General features: G+C 73.1%; 13 protein-coding genes. 10 read left to right on the top strand and 3 right to left on the bottom strand.

Translation table 11 applies throughout. The annotated features are described in order from the left end of the window. The first annotated feature begins 5 nt into the window (after positions 1–5). The 3 genes from QFZ75_RS30160 (at position 6) to QFZ75_RS30170 (ending at position 3,051) form a co-directional block, all read left to right on the top strand. On the top strand, positions 6–1,049 hold the full coding sequence (locus QFZ75_RS30160; RefSeq protein WP_307541911.1) for an iron ABC transporter permease: 1,044 nt from the start codon (positions 6–8) through the stop codon (positions 1,047–1,049). A gap of 119 nt (positions 1,050–1,168) precedes the next feature. Beyond that, on the top strand, positions 1,169–2,170 hold the full coding sequence (locus QFZ75_RS30165) for an iron chelate uptake ABC transporter family permease subunit (protein ID WP_307544898.1): 1,002 nt from the start codon (positions 1,169–1,171) through the stop codon (positions 2,168–2,170). After that, positions 2,167–3,051: an ABC transporter ATP-binding protein gene (locus QFZ75_RS30170; RefSeq protein WP_307541912.1), complete on the top strand. Its 885-nt coding sequence runs from the start codon at positions 2,167–2,169 to the stop codon at positions 3,049–3,051. The genes QFZ75_RS30165 and QFZ75_RS30170 overlap by 4 nt, the downstream gene beginning before the upstream one ends. A gap of 22 nt (positions 3,052–3,073) precedes the next feature. On the opposite strand, the gene QFZ75_RS30175 is transcribed toward QFZ75_RS30170, so the two are convergent. Beyond that, on the bottom strand, positions 3,074–3,421 hold the full coding sequence (locus tag QFZ75_RS30175) for a sterol-binding protein (protein ID WP_307541914.1): 348 nt from the start codon (positions 3,419–3,421) through the stop codon (positions 3,074–3,076). 42 nt (positions 3,422–3,463) lie between these two features. Between QFZ75_RS30175 and QFZ75_RS30180 the strand changes: the two genes are divergently transcribed. The 5 genes from QFZ75_RS30180 (at position 3,464) to QFZ75_RS30200 (ending at position 8,823) form a co-directional block, all read left to right on the top strand. After that, positions 3,464–3,763, top strand: coding sequence for a hypothetical protein (locus QFZ75_RS30180; protein WP_307541915.1), 300 nt, complete (start codon positions 3,464–3,466; stop codon positions 3,761–3,763). 7 nt (positions 3,764–3,770) lie between these two features. Next, positions 3,771–4,586, top strand: coding sequence for a TlyA family RNA methyltransferase (locus tag QFZ75_RS30185; protein WP_307541916.1), 816 nt, complete (start codon positions 3,771–3,773; stop codon positions 4,584–4,586). Next, positions 4,583–5,488, top strand: a complete 906-nt coding sequence (locus QFZ75_RS30190) for an NAD kinase (RefSeq protein WP_307541917.1) — start codon at positions 4,583–4,585, stop codon at positions 5,486–5,488. The genes QFZ75_RS30185 and QFZ75_RS30190 overlap by 4 nt, the downstream gene beginning before the upstream one ends. A gap of 121 nt (positions 5,489–5,609) precedes the next feature. Continuing rightward, complete coding sequence (gene recN, locus QFZ75_RS30195; protein ID WP_307541918.1) at positions 5,610–7,361, top strand: DNA repair protein RecN; 1,752 nt, start codon at positions 5,610–5,612, stop codon at positions 7,359–7,361. Between the two features lie 307 nt (positions 7,362–7,668). Next, positions 7,669–8,823, top strand: coding sequence for a glycosyltransferase family 4 protein (locus QFZ75_RS30200; protein ID WP_307541919.1), 1,155 nt, complete (start codon positions 7,669–7,671; stop codon positions 8,821–8,823). Between the two features lie 33 nt (positions 8,824–8,856). On the opposite strand, the gene QFZ75_RS30205 is transcribed toward QFZ75_RS30200, so the two are convergent. Together QFZ75_RS30205 and QFZ75_RS30210 are read right to left on the bottom strand one after the other, a co-directional pair. Beyond that, positions 8,857–10,500: a PucR family transcriptional regulator gene (locus QFZ75_RS30205; protein WP_307541920.1), complete on the bottom strand. Its 1,644-nt coding sequence runs from the start codon at positions 10,498–10,500 to the stop codon at positions 8,857–8,859. 75 nt (positions 10,501–10,575) lie between these two features. Continuing rightward, positions 10,576–12,339, bottom strand: coding sequence for a glycoside hydrolase family 15 protein (locus QFZ75_RS30210; protein ID WP_307541921.1), 1,764 nt, complete (start codon positions 12,337–12,339; stop codon positions 10,576–10,578). 532 nt (positions 12,340–12,871) lie between these two features. On the opposite strand from QFZ75_RS30210, the gene QFZ75_RS30215 reads away from it, so the two are divergent. Both QFZ75_RS30215 and QFZ75_RS30220 read left to right on the top strand, forming a co-directional pair. Next, complete coding sequence (locus tag QFZ75_RS30215; RefSeq protein ID WP_307541922.1) at positions 12,872–14,539, top strand: CTP synthase; 1,668 nt, start codon at positions 12,872–12,874, stop codon at positions 14,537–14,539. A gap of 114 nt (positions 14,540–14,653) precedes the next feature. Continuing rightward, a complete protein-coding gene (locus QFZ75_RS30220) occupies positions 14,654–15,280 on the top strand; it encodes an NUDIX hydrolase (protein ID WP_307541923.1) in 627 nt (208 codons plus the stop codon). Positions 15,281–15,307: the final 27 nt, after the last annotated feature.

Raw genomic sequence — 15,307 nt, forward strand, 5'->3', positions numbered from 1 at the left:
ACTGCGTGTTGGTCGACAGTCCCCCCGAACCGAGCGCGGAGACCGCCCCCGTGCCCCCGAACCGCCGGGCGGTCCGAGTCGCAGGGCTCTTCCTGTCTCTCGCCGTGCTGGTGCTCGTCGCTCTGGCGAGCATCGCGATCGGCGCGAAAGAGCTGTCCCTGGAGCAGGTCTGGCACGGCCTGTTCGAGGACTCGGGCTCGTACGGCGACGTCGTGGTGGGCGAGCGGCTCTCGCGTACGGTCCTCGGGCTGCTCGTCGGAGCCGCGCTCGGCCTCGCCGGGGCGCTGCTGCAGGCGCTCACCCGCAATCCGCTCGCCGACCCCGGCCTGCTCGGCATCAACGCGGGCGCGTCCGCGGCGGTCGTCACCGCGATCACCTTCTTCGGGGTCACCTCGCTGGACGGCTACGTGTGGTTCGCCTTCGCGGGCGCGGCCGCCGTCGGGGCGCTGGTCTACTTCCTCGGCGGCAGCCGGGGCGCCACCCCGGTGCGGCTCGCGCTCGCCGGCACCGCGATCAGCGCCGCGCTCTACGGCTATCTGCAAGCCGTGATGATCATGGACGAGGCGGCGCTCGGCAAGATGCGCTTCTGGACGGTCGGCTCGCTGGCCTCGGCCACCGGTTCCACCGTCCGGCAGGTGCTGCCGTTCCTCGTGGCCGGTACGGTCCTCGCGCTCGCGCTCGCCCGGCCGCTGAACGCCATGGCCATGGGCGACGACACCGCCCGGGCGCTGGGGGCGCACCTGAACCGCACCCGGGCGCTGTCCATGGCCGCCGCCACCGTGCTGTGCGGGGCCGCGACCGCCGCCTGCGGGCCGATCGTCTTCGTGGGGCTGATGGTCCCGCACGTCGTCCGCTCCTTCACCGGGCCCGACCTGCGGTGGATCCTGCCGTACGCCACCGTGCTGTCGCCGGTGCTGCTGCTCGGCGCCGACGTGGTCGGCCGTGTCGTCGCGCGGCCCGCGGAACTCCAGGTCGGCATCGTCACCGCGATCCTCGGCGGCCCGGTCTTCATCTTTCTCGTACGACGGCGGAGGACGGCACAGCTGTGAAGGCCCTACGCAACCAGGCCGATCGCGCGGGCCGGACCGATCGGCGCGACCGGTCCGACCGCGCGCAGGCGGCTCCCGGCCGGGGTTTCCGCGGCCGCACACTCCGTACCGGGGGCGGGCTGTCGGTGCGGATCGACGTCCGCGCGTCCACGGTCGTCGCCCTGCTGCTGGTGGCGGCGCTCACCGCGAGCGTCGTGCTCATCGGCACCGGGGACTTCCCGATCTCCGCCGGCGACGTCCTGAAGACGCTGCTCGGCGGCGGCGACGCGGGCCAGGAGTTCATCGTCGACGAGCTGCGGCTGCCGCGGGTCCTGGTGGGGCTCCTCGTGGGCGCCTCGCTCGGCCTCGGCGGCGCGCTCTTCCAGGCCGTCTCCCGCAACCCGCTGGGCAGTCCGGACGTGCTCGGCCTCGGCCAGGGTTCGACGGCCGGCGCACTCGTGATGATCGTGCTGTTCTCCGGCAGCGCCACCCAGGTCACCGTCGGGGCGCTGGTCGGCGGGCTGGTGACCGGGCTGGCCATCTACCTGCTCGCCTGGAAGCGGGGGATGCACGGGTACCGGCTGGTCCTGGTCGGCATCGGGGTCTCCGCGATCGTCACGGCCGTCAACGGCTACCTGATCACCAAGGCCGACCTCGTCGACGCGACCCGCGCGGTCGTCTGGATGACCGGCTCCCTCAACGGCCGCGACTGGGCCCAGGTCTGGCCGCTGCTCGGCCTGTGCGCCGTCCTGGTACCGCTGGTCCTGGGCAACGGGCGCGCCCTGCGGATGCTGGAGATGGGCGACGACGTGGCGTACGCGCTCGGTGTGCGGGTGGAGCGGACGCGCCTGGTGCTGATGGTGGCCGCCGTGCTGCTCACCGCGTCCGCGACCGCCGCCGCGGGCCCGGTCGCCTTCGTGGCGCTCACCGCGCCGCAGCTCGCCCGGCGTCTGACCCGCTCGCCCGGTCCCAATCTGGTACCGGCGATGTGCATGGGCGCCACCCTCCTGGTGGTCGCGGACTGGGCCTCGCAGCGGGCCTTCGGCGCCGATCAGCTGCCCGTCGGCGTGCTCACCGGAGTCGTCGGCGGCGTCTATCTGCTGTGGCTGCTGGTCACCGAGCGGAAGGCCGGCCGGATATGAACAGTCCCAGGAGCAACGACCCGAGGAGCACCGTGAACCGCCTGTCCGCCGAGGGCGTCACCCTCGCCTACGACCAGCGCGTGATCGCCGAGCAGTTGTCGGTCGGGATACCGGACAACTCCTTCACGGTGATCGTCGGCCCCAACGCCTGCGGCAAGTCGACGCTGCTGCGCGCCCTGTCCCGCATGCTCAAGCCGCAGCGGGGCCGGGTGCTCCTCGACGGGCAGACCATCCAGTCGATGCCCGCGAAGAAGGTGGCGAGGACGCTCGGGCTGCTCCCGCAGTCGTCGATCGCGCCCGACGGGATCACCGTCGGCGACCTCGTGGGGCGTGGCCGCTACCCCCACCAGGGGCTGCTGCGCCAGTGGTCGGCCGAGGACGAGCGGATCGTACGCGAGTCCATGGCCTCGACCGGCGTCGCCGAACTCGCCGACCGGTACGTGGACGAGCTCTCCGGGGGCCAGCGCCAGCGCGTGTGGATCGCCATGGCCCTCGCCCAGCAGACCCCGCTGCTGCTGCTCGACGAGCCGACCACCTTCCTCGACATCCAGCACCAGATCGACGTGCTCGACCTCTGCGCCGAGCTGCACGAGGAACAGGGCCGGACCCTGGTCGCCGTACTGCACGACCTCAATCACGCCGCCCGGTACGCCACGCATCTGATCGCCCTGCGCGACGGCTCGGTGATCGCGGAGGGCGCCCCGGCGGACATCGTCACGGCCGAGCTGGTCGAGGAGGTCTTCGGGCTGCGCTGCCAGGTCATCGACGATCCGCAGACGGGTACGCCGCTGGTGGTGCCGGCGGCGCGCAGGGCCCGTACGGCCGCCTCGTCCGTCGCGGCCACCCCGTCCGGTCCGTCCGTCGCCGTCGCGAAGGGCTAGCCGGGCCGGGGGCGGGTCCGGGTCAGAGCAGTTTTCTGAGCCGGACGAGGTCGCGCAGACCCGCTTCGAGCCTGACCCGGCCCGAGCCCCAGGCCTTCGCGAAGTGCAGCTCGCCGGCCACCATCGCGACCAGGTCGTCACCGGTCATCGCGAGCCGGATCTCGGCCTTCTCGGGCGGCGGGCCGTCGACCGTGTCCAGCACCACGATCCGGCCGTCCCGCAGGCGGCCCACGAAGGTGATGTCCAGATCGGTGATCCGGCAGCTCAGGGAGCGGTCCAACGCGGCCGCGCTCCGTACGTCGCCGTTCGCGCCCGCCATGCTGTCCGAGAGGTGGTCGAGTGCGCTGCGGCACTCCTCGATCGTCGCCATCGTGATCGACGGTACCGCAGCGCCACGCGGTAGCGTCGGGGCATGAGCGAGTCCATGACCGGGCCCGAGGACGGATCCCGGACCGGATCCGGCGGTTCGGAGCCCTCCGGTGCGCAGGCATACGACCCGGCCGCCCCCGCCCCCCTGCACGTCCCGCGCACCCCCACGGGCGACGACGGGGTCGACGCCCTGCTCGACCGGCTGGGCGACGTGGACCACCTCGCGACGGACGGACACGTCGAGGTGTACGAGGATGTGCACCGGGGGCTGCGCGACACGCTCACCGCGCTCGACGCCCGCCCGGGACCTCCGGCGCCCCCCGACCCGAACCACAGGAGCTGAACCGAACGTGGCAGGAGTGGCACGACGCCGCCTCGACGCCGAGCTGGTCCGACGCAAGCTCGCCCGCTCGCGCGAGCACGCCGGGCAGCTGATCGCCGCCGGGCGGGTCACCGTCGGCAAGAACCTCGCGACCAAGTCCGCCACCCAGGTGGAGACCGCGGCCCCCATCCTCGTCGCCGAGGACGACGGCGACCCGGACTACGTCTCGCGCGGCGGCCACAAGCTCGCCGGGGCGCTGGAGGCCTTCGTACCGCTGGGCCTGGAGGTCGAGGGCAGGCGGGCGCTGGACGCCGGGGCGTCGACGGGCGGCTTCACCGATGTGCTGCTGCGCGCGGGCGTCTCACGGGTCCTCGCCGTGGACGTCGGCTACGGGCAGTTGGCGTGGTCTCTGCGAAGCGATGAACGCGTCACCGTCAAGGACCGTACGAACGTACGCGAGTTGACGTTGGAGGCGATCGATGGGGAGCCGGTGGATCTTGTTGTCGGCGACTTGTCCTTCATCCCGCTCGGCCTGGTGCTGCCCGCCCTCGTGCGGTGCGCGGCGCCCGGTGCCGACCTGGTGATGATGGTCAAGCCGCAGTTCGAGGTGGGCAGGGAACGGCTCGGGAGCGGCGGCGTCGTCCGCAGCCCCGAGCTGCGGGCGGACGCCGTGCGCGGTGTGGCCCGCCGGGCGGCGGAACTGGGGCTCGGGGTGAAGGGCGTGACGGCCAGTCCGCTGCCCGGGCCCTCCGGGAACGTCGAGTACTTTCTGTGGCTGCGTGCCGGGGCACCCGCACTGGACCCGGCCGACGTCGATCGTGCAGTGGCGGAGGGGCCGCGTTGACTGAGACCCGATCTCGAACTGTTTTCCTGCTCGCCCACACCGGACGGCCCGCGGCCATCCGCAGTGCCGAGCTGGTCGTGGAGGGGCTCCTGCGCTCCGGGCTCGGCGTACGGGTCCTGGAGGCGGAGGCGGCCGACCTGCCGCTGCCGCCGACGGTGGAGCTCGTCAGGGAGGCGACCCCGGAATGCCTCGACGGATGCGAACTGCTGATCGTCCTCGGCGGTGACGGCACGCTGCTGCGCGGCGCCGAGTTCGCCCGCGCCTCCGGGGTGCCGATGCTCGGCGTCAACCTCGGGCGCGTCGGCTTCCTCGCGGAGGCCGAACGCGACGACCTCGACAAGGTCGTCGACCGGGTGGTGACGAAGGCGTACGAGGTCGAGGAGCGCATGACCGTCGACGTCGTCGTGCACAGCAACGGCGACGTCGTGCACACGGACTGGGCGCTCAACGAGGCCGCCGTGCAGAAGGCGGGGGCCGAGAAGCTCCTCGAGGTCGTCCTGGAGATCGACGGGCGGCCCGTGACGGGCTTCGGCTGCGACGGCATCGTCTGCGCGACCCCGACCGGGTCGACGGCGTACGCCTTCTCCGCGGGCGGGCCCGTGGTGTGGCCGGAGGTCGAGGCGCTGCTCATGGTGCCGATCAGCGCGCACGCCCTGTTCGCCAAGCCGCTGGTGACCTCGCCGAACTCGGTGCTGGCCGTGGAGATCCTGCCGCACATCCCGCCCGGGGTGCTGTGGTGCGACGGCCGGCGCACGATCGAGCTGCCGCCCGGTGCCCGGGTGGAGGTCCGCCGCGGGGCCGTGCCGGTGCGGCTGGCCCGGCTGCACCACGCCTCGTTCACCGACCGGCTCGTCGCCAAGTTCGCGCTGCCGGTGGCCGGCTGGCGGGGCGTTCCGAACTGAGCGGGAGGGCGGGCGCGGCGGCTGTCCGGGGCGGCTCCCGGGAGTGACCTCGGGCGCCGTGGGCACCTGGACGTTTGTGCAGGGACTGGGGCGGCGTCGCGCCGGGCGGGAGAAACCTCGTATGGTCATGTCCGTGTTGGAGGAGATGCGGATACGGTCGCTCGGAGTCATCGACGACGCGGTTGTCGAGCTGTCGCCGGGCTTCACCGCCGTGACGGGTGAGACCGGTGCGGGCAAGACGATGGTGGTCACCAGCCTCGGGCTGCTGCTGGGCGGACGCGCCGACGCCGCCCTGGTGCGGATCGGCGCGAAGAACGCGGTCGTGGAGGGACGGATCTCCGTCCCCGACGGCGCTTCCGCGATCCTGCGGGCGGAGGAGGCCGGGGCGGAGCTGGACGACGGCACCCTGCTCATCAGCCGTACCGTTTCCGCCGAGGGCCGCTCGCGCGCGCACCTCGGCGGGCGGTCCGTGCCGGTGGGGCTGCTCGCCGAGCTGGCCGACGACCTGGTGGCGGTGCACGGCCAGACCGACCAGCAGGGGCTGCTCAAGCTGTCCCGGCAGCGGCAGGCCCTCGACCGGTACGCGGGCGACGCGGTCGCCGTGCCGCTCGACAAGTACAGGGGCGCCTACCGGCGGCTGCGCGCCATCTCCACCGAGCTGGACGAGATCACCACCCGCGCGCGTGAACGCGCCCAGGAAGCCGACATGCTGCGCTTCGGGCTCGACGAGGTCGCCGCGGTGGAGCCCAGGGCGGGCGAGGACGTGGAACTCGCGGCCGAGGCCGAGCGGCTCGGGCACGCGGAGGCGCTCGCGTCGGCCGCCACGGTCGCGCACGCCGCCCTGGCGGGCAACCCGGAGGACCCGGAGGGCATCGACGCCGCGACCCTCGTCGCGGGCGCGCACCGGGCCCTGGAGGCCGTCCGGTCGCACGACGCGGCCCTGGCGGGTCTGGCGGGCCGCATCGGGGAGATCGGCATCCTGCTGGGCGACGTGGCGGGGGAGCTGGCGGGGTACGCCGACGACCTCGACGCGGATCCCCTGCGGCTGGCGGCCGTCGAGGAGCGGCGTGCCGCGCTCACCGCGCTGACCCGCAAGTACGGCGAGTCCGGCGAGGGGGTGACCGCGGTGCTGACCTGGGCCGAGCGGAGTGCCGCACGGCTCCTGGAACTGGACGGCGACGACGACCGGATCGGCGAGCTCACCGTCGAGCGGGACGCGCTGCGGGCCGAGCTGGGCGGACTGGCGCAGGCCCTGACCGACGCCCGTACGGAGGCCGCGGACCGCTTCGCCGCCGCGGTGACCGCCGAACTGGCCTCGCTCGCCATGCCGCACGCGCGCGTGTCGTTCGAGATCCGGCAGACAGAGGACCCGGAGGGGGTGCAGGTCGACGGACGTCCGGTCTCGTACGGGCCCGCCGGCTGCGACGAGGTCGAACTGCTCCTGGCCCCGCACCCGGGTGCGCCGCCGCGGCCCATCGCCAAGGGCGCGTCCGGCGGTGAGCTGTCGCGCGTCATGCTCGCGGTCGAGGTCGTCTTCGCGGGTACGGACCCCGTGCCCACGTACCTCTTCGACGAGGTCGACGCCGGTGTCGGCGGCAAGGCGGCCGTCGAGATCGGCCGCCGGCTCGCGAAGCTCGCCAAGAGCGCGCAGGTCGTCGTCGTGACCCACCTGCCCCAGGTGGCGGCCTTCGCCGACCGGCAGCTGCTGGTCGAGAAGACCAACGACGGATCGGTTACCCGCTCCGGGGTGAAGGTCCTGGAGGGCGAGGACCGCATCCGCGAGCTGTCCCGCATGCTGGCCGGCCAGGAGGACTCGCAGACGGCCCGCGCCCACGCGGAGGAGCTCCTGGCGGCGGCCCGGGCGGACGGGTGACCCGAGGGGGGCGTCGCCGGTCGCACGACCGGCCGTGAGCGGGAAGGGGCGCGAAGGAGGCGTGGGTGGGGGCTCGGCAGTGCGGGCGCCCGCCCCCCGGTGCCTTCGGGCATCGTCCGGCTTTCACTCGTGTGAGTGAGAGCCGTATCTCCCTCGCGCACCATGCGTCACATCGGCCCCTCGGTGGTCGGCAACTCCGCCCTCTCCTGGCATCCTTGGAGGAAGGACGGGCGGGCGATCCCCGCCGTCCGATCCTTCTGTACGTTTCTTCGTGACCGCCCGACGCCGAACCAGGAGCCCCGGCCACGTGAGCCACGTGAGCAGCCACGCACCGCACGGACACGCACCGTACGGGCAGTCGCCGCTGCGTACCGTCCAGGTGCTCGGCGGTGGCAGCACGGGCAGCTGTGCCCATGTCCGGTCGCTCACCTCGGGACTCGTCGCACGGGGCGTGCGGGTCACCGTCTGCGCCCCCGCCGAGGCCGACCACGCGTACGACTTCACCGGCGTCGGCGCCGACCACGTACCGGTGCCGAAGCGCAGCGACCCGGCCTCGGTGGCCGCGCTGCGGGCGGCCTGCGCGGACGCCGACCTGGTGCACGCGCACGGTCTGCACGCCGCGCTGCGGGCCGCACTCGCGCTCGGCGGACGGCGCGTCCCGCTCGTCGTCACCTGGCACACCCGGCCGTCCGCCGAGGGCGCGCGGGCCCGGTTGCTGCGTGTGCTGGAGCGGCGCGTCGTCAAGGCCGCCTCGGTGGTCCTCGGATCCTCGTCCGACCTGGTGGACCGGGCCCGCAGCAGGGGCGCGCGGGACGCGCGGCTCAGCGCGGTCGCGCTGCCGGCCCGGCGCGGGTCCGTCGCCGCGGGCGAGCACGCCGAGCGGCTGCGGCCCAAGGCGCGCGCCGAACTCGGCACGGTCGACCGGCCGTTGCTGGTGACCGTCGGCTCCCTCGACCGGCACCGGGGCCATCACACCCTGCTGGACGCCACGCGCGCGTGGCGGCGGCTCGACCCCGTGCCGCTCCTCGTGATCGCCGGGGAGGGGCCGCTGCGCGGCGAACTCCAGCGGCGCATCGAGGACGAGGGACTGCCCGTACGCCTGATCGGCCGCCGGGACGACATCGGGGAACTGCTCGCGGCCGCCGACCTCGCCCTGCTGCCGGGCTTCCCAGAAGCACGCTCCGTGCTCGCCCAGGAGGCCCTCCACGCGCGCGTGCCACTGGTCGCGGCCGTCACCGGCGGGATCACCGACCTCGTCGGCGACGCGGCCGAACTCGTACCGCACGGCGACCCCGAAGCGCTCGCCGAGGCCGTCGTGGGCCTCCTCGCCGACCCCGGCCGGTGCGAGCGCCTCAAGGACAGGGGCACGCGCCAGGCGGCCACCTGGCCGACCGAGGACGACACGGTGGCCCAGGTGCTGAGCGTGTACGACGAACTGACCCGGCCCTGGCCGCTCCACTGAACCCCCGGGCCGCGGCAGGAACGCGGGCGGGCGTCACGGGACCAGTCTGCGGGCCCGCAGCGCGAGACTCAGGGCCAGCACCGTCTGCGGGTCGTCGAGGTCCGTCCCGAGCAGCTCGCCGATCCGCGCGAGCCGGTTGTAGAGCGTCTGCCGGTTGAGATGCAGCTCGCGCGCGGTCTCCGCCTTGCGGCCCGCGTGCGCCAGATACGTCTCCAGGGTGGGCAGCAGCGGCGGCTTCGAGCGGTGGTCGTGGTCGCGCAGGGGACCGATCGCGCGGTCCACGAAGGCGGCCAGGTCCGGATGGTCCCGCAACCGCCACAGCAGCAGGTCGGTGTCCAGCCGCCGGGCGTCGTACCAGGGCCGGTCGGGCAGCCCCTGGGCGGCCGTCGCCGTCTCGGCCGCGTGCCGCAGGCCCGCCGACGCGGCCGCCCAGCCGCCCGCCACGCCGACCACCACCACCGGGGGCTGCGCGCCCGGCCGCTGCATCCCGGCCCGCTCCACGCCCGCCCGCAGCGCCGCGGCGACCCGGTCCGCGACGGCCTGCCGCTCGCCCTCCGCACGCAGTGCCACCAGCAGGGGCACCCGGCCCTCGACGGGACGCACGCCCGGCAGGACCGGGACGCCCACCGAGGCCAGCTCCTCGGCGACCGCGCGGGCCAGTACGGCCCAGCCGCCGCCGGGGGCGAGCCCGTCGGCGAGGCGCATGACGACCGGCAGCAGCGGGCTCGCGCCGGGCCTGAAGCCGAGGACCCGGGCCTGCGCGGGCGCGTCCCGCGCCTCGATCCGGCCCTCCGCGAGGTCGGTGAGGAAGTCGCCGCGCCCCCGGGCCGCCAGCTCCTCCTCCTGGCGGGCCTGCATCAGGACCACGGCCAGGACGTCCGCGGCCCGCTGTGCCGCGATGCGGTGCACGGGCGCGAGCGGGGTGTTCACGGGCAGCAGGACGAGCCGGGCCCGGACCGCCCCGGGGCCGCCACCGGAGCCGGTACCGGGCACGTCGACCAGGACGGAGCCGGCCGGCGGGTCCTCCTCGCGCCGGCCGCGCAGCCCCTCCCACACCTGGAGCGGGTCGGCGTTCGCGGGGCCGGTCCCGGCGGCGTACAGGAGCTGTCCGTCGGCGGTCTCCAGGAAGACCGGGTTGGCGCCGAAGTCGGCCAGGATGCCCAGGACCTGGGGGATGCCGCCCCCGCCGAGCAGGGCCCCGGTGCAGCGCCGGTGCACCTCCTCGGCGCGCTGGAGCAGCGCGTAGTGGCCGTTGACGATCTCGGTGTGGATCTCCTGCGTGACCGTCACGAACGCCACCTCGCGGTGCAGCTGCACCAGGGGCAGACCGGCCGTGCGGGCCGTCTCCACCAGGGCCGCGGGGAGTTTCGCGAAGCGCGGCCCCAGCTCCACGACGAGGGCCGCGATGCCGCGCTCGGCGAGGGTGCGGACGAAGGCGCGCTGGTCGGCGGGGCGGGTGCCGAGCCCGTACCCCGTGGTCAGGAGCAGTTCGCCGCCCTTGAGCAGCGAGGCGATGTTCGGCACCTCGCCCGCGTGCACCCAGCGCACGGTGCGGCCGAGGCGGTCGGCGCCCGCCAGGACCTCCGGCAGGCCGCCGCGCAGCCCGGGCAGCTCCAGGGCGCGCCGCACGGTGATTCCGCCGTCGTGCGGGTCCGGCATGTCGGTACGGCTGTCCATGACCGGACGCTACCCCGTCCGCCACCTGCCGTGATGACGGGCCGGACGGGGCTCACCCGCGCCCTGCGGGTCCGCTCAGCCGCCGTACGCCCCGGACGCCGTCAGGCGCAGGGCCGTGTCGATCAGCGGCACGTGACTGAACGCCTGCGGGAAGTTGCCCACCTGGCGCTGCAGGACCGGGTCCCACTCCTCCGCGAGCAGACCCAGGTCGTTGCGCAGGGCCAGCAGCTTCTCGAAGAGCTTGCGGGCCTCGTCGACCCGGCCGATCATCGCGAGGTCGTCGGCCATCCAGAACGAGCAGGCCAGGAACGCGCCCTCGTCGCCCTCCAGACCGTCCACGCCCGCGTCGTCACCGGAGGTCGGGTAGCGCAGGATGAAGCCGTCCGTGGTGGACAGCTCGCGCTGGATGGCCTCGATGGTGCCGATCACCCGCTTGTCGTCCGGCGGCAGGAAGCCCATCTGCGGGATCAGCAGCAGCGAGGCGTCCAGCTCCTTGGAGCCGTACGACTGCGTGAAGGTGTTGCGCTCCTTGTCGTAACCCTTCTCACACACGTCCCGGTGGATGTCGTCACGCAGCTCGCGCCACTTCTCCAGCGGGCCGTCCGCGTCCCCGGACTCGATGAGCTTGATCGTGCGGTCGACGGCGACCCACGCCATCACCTTCGAGTGGACGAAGTGGCGGCGCGGCCCGCGGACCTCCCAGATGCCCTCGTCGGGCTCGTCCCAGTGGTCCTCGAGGTAGCGGATCAGCTTGAGCTGGAGCAGCGAGGCGTAGTCGTTGCGGGCCAGACCCGTCATGTGGGCCAGGTGCAGCGCCTCGGTCACCTCGCCGTAGACGTCCAGCTGGAGCTGGTTCGCGGCGCCGTTGCCGACGCGTACGGGCCCGGAGTTCTCGTAGCCGGGCAGCCAGTCGAGCTCCGCCTCGCCCAGTTCCCGCTCGCCCGCGATGCCGTACATGATCTGCAGGTTCTCGGGGTCGCCGGCGACCGCGCGCAGCAGCCACTCGCGCCAGGCGCGCGCCTCCTCGCGGTAGCCGGTGCGCAGCAGCGACGACAGGGTGATCGCCGCGTCCCGCAGCCACGTGTAGCGGTAGTCCCAGTTGCGGACGCCGCCGATCTCCTCCGGGAGGGAGGTCGTGGGGGCGGCGACGATACCGCCCGTCGGCCCGTACGTCAGCGCCTTCAGCGTGATCAGCGAGCGGACCACGGCCTCGCGGTACGGCCCGTGGTACGTGCACTGCGCCACCCAGTCGCGCCAGAACTCCTCGGTGGCCTCCAGGGACTGCTCCGGCTCGGGCAGCGGCGGCGGCGGCTTGTGCGAGGGCTCCCAGGAGATGGTGAACGCGATGCGCTCACCCGGGGCGACCGTGAAGTCCGAGTACGTCGTGAGGGCCTTGCCGTAGGTCTCGCACTCGGTGTCGTACCAGACGGAGTCGGGACCGGCGACGGCCACCGTCCGCCCCTCGTGCTTGTGCACCCACGGCACCACCCGCCCGTACGAGAAGCGCATCCGCAGCGCGGAGCGCATCGGGACGCGGCCCGTGACGCCCTCGACGATGCGGATCAGCTGGGGAGCCCCGTCACGCGGTGGCATGAAATCGGTCACGCGGACCGTGCCGCGTGAGGTGTCCCACTCGGATTCGAGGATCAGCGAGTCGCCGCGGTAGCGGCGGCGGACCGCCGCCGGCGGCTCGGCGGCGTCGGCATGCGCGGGACCGAGCCGCCAGAACCCGTGCTCCTCCGTGCCGAGCAGTCCCGCGAAGACGGCGTGGGAGTCGAAGCGGGGGAGGCACAGCCAGTCCACCGTGCCGTCCCTGCAGACCAGCGCGGCCGTCTGCATGTCTCCGATAAGTGCGTAGTCTTCGATGCGCCCGGCCACGTGCAACTCCAGTCGAACGGCCGCGTCGCCCCCCGGGGGGCGGTCGCTCTTGCGGTCAGAGGATCATTGGTAAAGCTCGTTGCGAACGTCAGTTTTCGCGTGTCACGCAGGTGGATGGTTGCAGTGATTGTCTTCGCGGGGCGAACTGACGAACTCTTCGTCCAGGAAGCCCGGCGGGGTGGTGCCGTTCGCCGGCCTGGATCGGCAGCGAGTGTCCGAGCAGGATACGACGCACGATGATGTTCCGCGCGCCCCTCCCGACAACCCGCCTGAGCCGAACGAGTGAGCACGGACGTGGTGCGTGTCGGCCCGTGTGCGGAGCGTGGCCGGAAGCACCCTCCCCGCGTCGCTGATACCCTGGTAGCCCGTGGACCGGTGGACGCCCCAGCAGGAAAAGGGACCCCCGAACCGCAGCGACGGCACCGCCGGAAACCTCCGGGCCGGGCAGCCGTACCGCAACCGATACCGCGACCACGGGAGCCCCCTCTTGGCCATGCCGCCCGCTGCTTTCCGAAACAGCACAGCCACGACGACCAAGCACCTCTTCGTCACGGGAGGCGTCGCCTCCTCCCTCGGCAAGGGCCTGACGGCCTCCAGCCTGGGCGCGCTGCTCAAGGCCCGGGGTCTTCGGGTCACCATGCAGAAGCTCGACCCCTACCTGAACGTCGACCCCGGCACGATGAACCCCTTCCAGCACGGTGAGGTGTTCGTCACCAACGACGGGGCCGAGACCGACCTGGACATCGGCCACTACGAGCGCTTCCTCGACGTCGACCTGGACGGCTCCGCCAACGTCACCACCGGGCAGGTGTACTCCACGGTCATCGCCAAGGAGCGCCGCGGCGAGTACCTCGGCGACACCGTGCAGGTCATCCCGCACATCACGAACGAGATCAAGCACCGCATCCGCCGGATGGCCACCGACGACGTCGACGTCGTCATCACGGAGGTCGGCGGCACGGTCGGCGACATCGAGTCGCTGCCGTTCCTGGAGACCGTCCGCCAGGTGCGTCACGAGGTCGGCCGCGACAACGTGTTCGTCGTGCACATCTCGCTCCTCCCGTACATCGGTCCCTCCGGGGAGCTGAAGACGAAGCCGACCCAGCACTCGGTTGCGGCGCTGCGCAACATCGGTATCCAGCCGGACGCGATCGTGCTGCGCGCCGACCGCGAGGTGCCCACCGCGATCAAGCGCAAGATCTCGCTGATGTGCGACGTCGACGAGGCCGCCGTGGTCGCCTGCCCCGACGCCCGGTCGATCTACGACATCCCGAAGGTCCTGCACACCGAGGGCCTCGACGCGTACGTCGTCCGCAAGCTGGACCTGCCGTTCCGCGACGTGGACTGGACGACCTGGGACGACCTGCTCGACCGCGTCCACCAGCCGCTGCACGAGATCAACCTCGCGCTCGTCGGCAAGTACATCGACCTGCCCGACGCCTACCTGTCGGTCACCGAGGCGCTGCGCGCGGGCGGTTTCGCCAACAGGGCCCGCGTGAAGATCAAGTGGGTCGCCTCGGACGAGTGCAAGACCCCCGCGGGCGCCGCCGAGCAGCTCGGCGACGTCGACGCGATCTGCATCCCCGGCGGCTTCGGCGACCGCGGTGTGCCCGGCAAGGTCGGCGCCATCCAGTACGCCCGCGAGAACAGGATCCCGCTGCTCGGCCTGTGCCTGGGCCTGCAGTGCATCGTGATCGAGGCCGCGCGCAACCTCGCCGGCATCGCGGACGCCAACTCCACCGAGTTCGACCCGGCCACCGGCCACCCGGTCATCTCGACCATGGCCGAACAGCTGGACATCGTCGCGGGCGACGGCGACATGGGCGGCACGATGCGCCTGGGCATGTACCCCGCCAAGCTCGCCGAGGGCTCCATCGTGCGCGAGGTGTACGACGGCAAGGAGTACGTCGAGGAGCGGCACCGCCACCGCTACGAGGTGAACAACTCCTACCGTGCCGAGCTGGAGAAGAACACCGGGCTGCAGTTCTCCGGCACCTCCCCGGACGGCAAGCTCGTGGAGTACGTCGAGTATCCGCGCGACGTCCACCCGTACCTGGTCGCGACCCAGGCGCACCCCGAGCTCCGCTCGCGCCCGACCCGGCCCCATCCGCTCTTCGCGGGGCTGGTCAAGGCCGCGGTGGAGCGCAAGACGGGCAAGTAGGACGAGGGTTGTACGGTGGCCGGGGTGCGCGTCCCGCGAGGCGCGCGCCCCGGTTTCCGTCGCGGTGCACCGCTGTCGCGACGCAGGTTCGTGCGTGTGGGAGGACAAGTCGACATGACCATCAAGGACACCGCCGAGGAGTGGGAGGTCAGGGCGACCGGGACCCCCTTCGTCGGCAAGAAGACCTCCGTGCGTACGGACGACGTGGTCATGCCCGGCGGGTCGGTGGCCCGCCGCGACTACCAGGTGCACCCGGGTTCGGTGGCCGTCCTCGCCCTCGACGACGAGGACCGCGCCCTGGTCATTCGCCAGTACCGGCACCCCGTGCGCCACAGGCTCTGGGAGATCCCGGCCGGCCTGCTCGACGTCCCGGGCGAGAACCCCCTGCACGCGGCGCAGCGCGAGCTCTACGAGGAGGCGTACGTCAAGGCGGAGGACTGGCGTGTGCTCACGGACGTGTTCACCACGCCCGGTGGCTGCGACGAGGCCGTCCGGATCTTCCTGGCCCGCGGTCTCTCCGAGGCCGGGGGGCAGCGCTTCGAGGTCGAGGACGAGGAGTCCGACATGGAGCTCGACCGGGTCCCGGTCGACGAGCTCGTACGGGGTGTCCTCGCCGGTGAGCTGCACAACAACTGTCTCGTCGTGGGCGTCCTCGCGCTGGTCGCCGCCCGCGGCGGAGACGGCCTGGACGCCCTGCGTCCGGCCGAGGCCCCCTGGCCCGCACGCCCGTTCGAAGCATGACCCACTGTCGTGCGTGCAGTCGGCCTA

This window comes from Streptomyces sp. V3I8, assembly GCF_030817535.1.
GTDB lineage: Bacteria > Actinomycetota > Actinomycetes > Streptomycetales > Streptomycetaceae > Streptomyces.

Bases quoted from the DNA above. Each gene is read 5' to 3' on its own strand.
- recN (WP_307541918.1), top strand. From the start codon at position 5,610: ATGGTCATGTCCGTGTTGGAGGAGATGCGGATACGGTCGCTCGGAGTC.
- QFZ75_RS30210 (WP_307541921.1), bottom strand. From the start codon at position 12,339: ATGCAGACGGCCGCGCTGGTCTGCAGGGACGGCACGGTGGACTGGCTG.
- QFZ75_RS30170 (WP_307541912.1), top strand. From the start codon at position 2,167: ATGAACAGTCCCAGGAGCAACGACCCGAGGAGCACCGTGAACCGCCTG.
- QFZ75_RS30215 (WP_307541922.1), top strand. From the start codon at position 12,872: ATGCCGCCCGCTGCTTTCCGAAACAGCACAGCCACGACGACCAAGCAC.
- QFZ75_RS30175 (WP_307541914.1), bottom strand. From the start codon at position 3,421: ATGGCGACGATCGAGGAGTGCCGCAGCGCACTCGACCACCTCTCGGAC.
- QFZ75_RS30205 (WP_307541920.1), bottom strand. From the start codon at position 10,500: ATGGACAGCCGTACCGACATGCCGGACCCGCACGACGGCGGAATCACC.
- QFZ75_RS30220 (WP_307541923.1), top strand. From the start codon at position 14,654: ATGACCATCAAGGACACCGCCGAGGAGTGGGAGGTCAGGGCGACCGGG.
- QFZ75_RS30180 (WP_307541915.1), top strand. From the start codon at position 3,464: ATGAGCGAGTCCATGACCGGGCCCGAGGACGGATCCCGGACCGGATCC.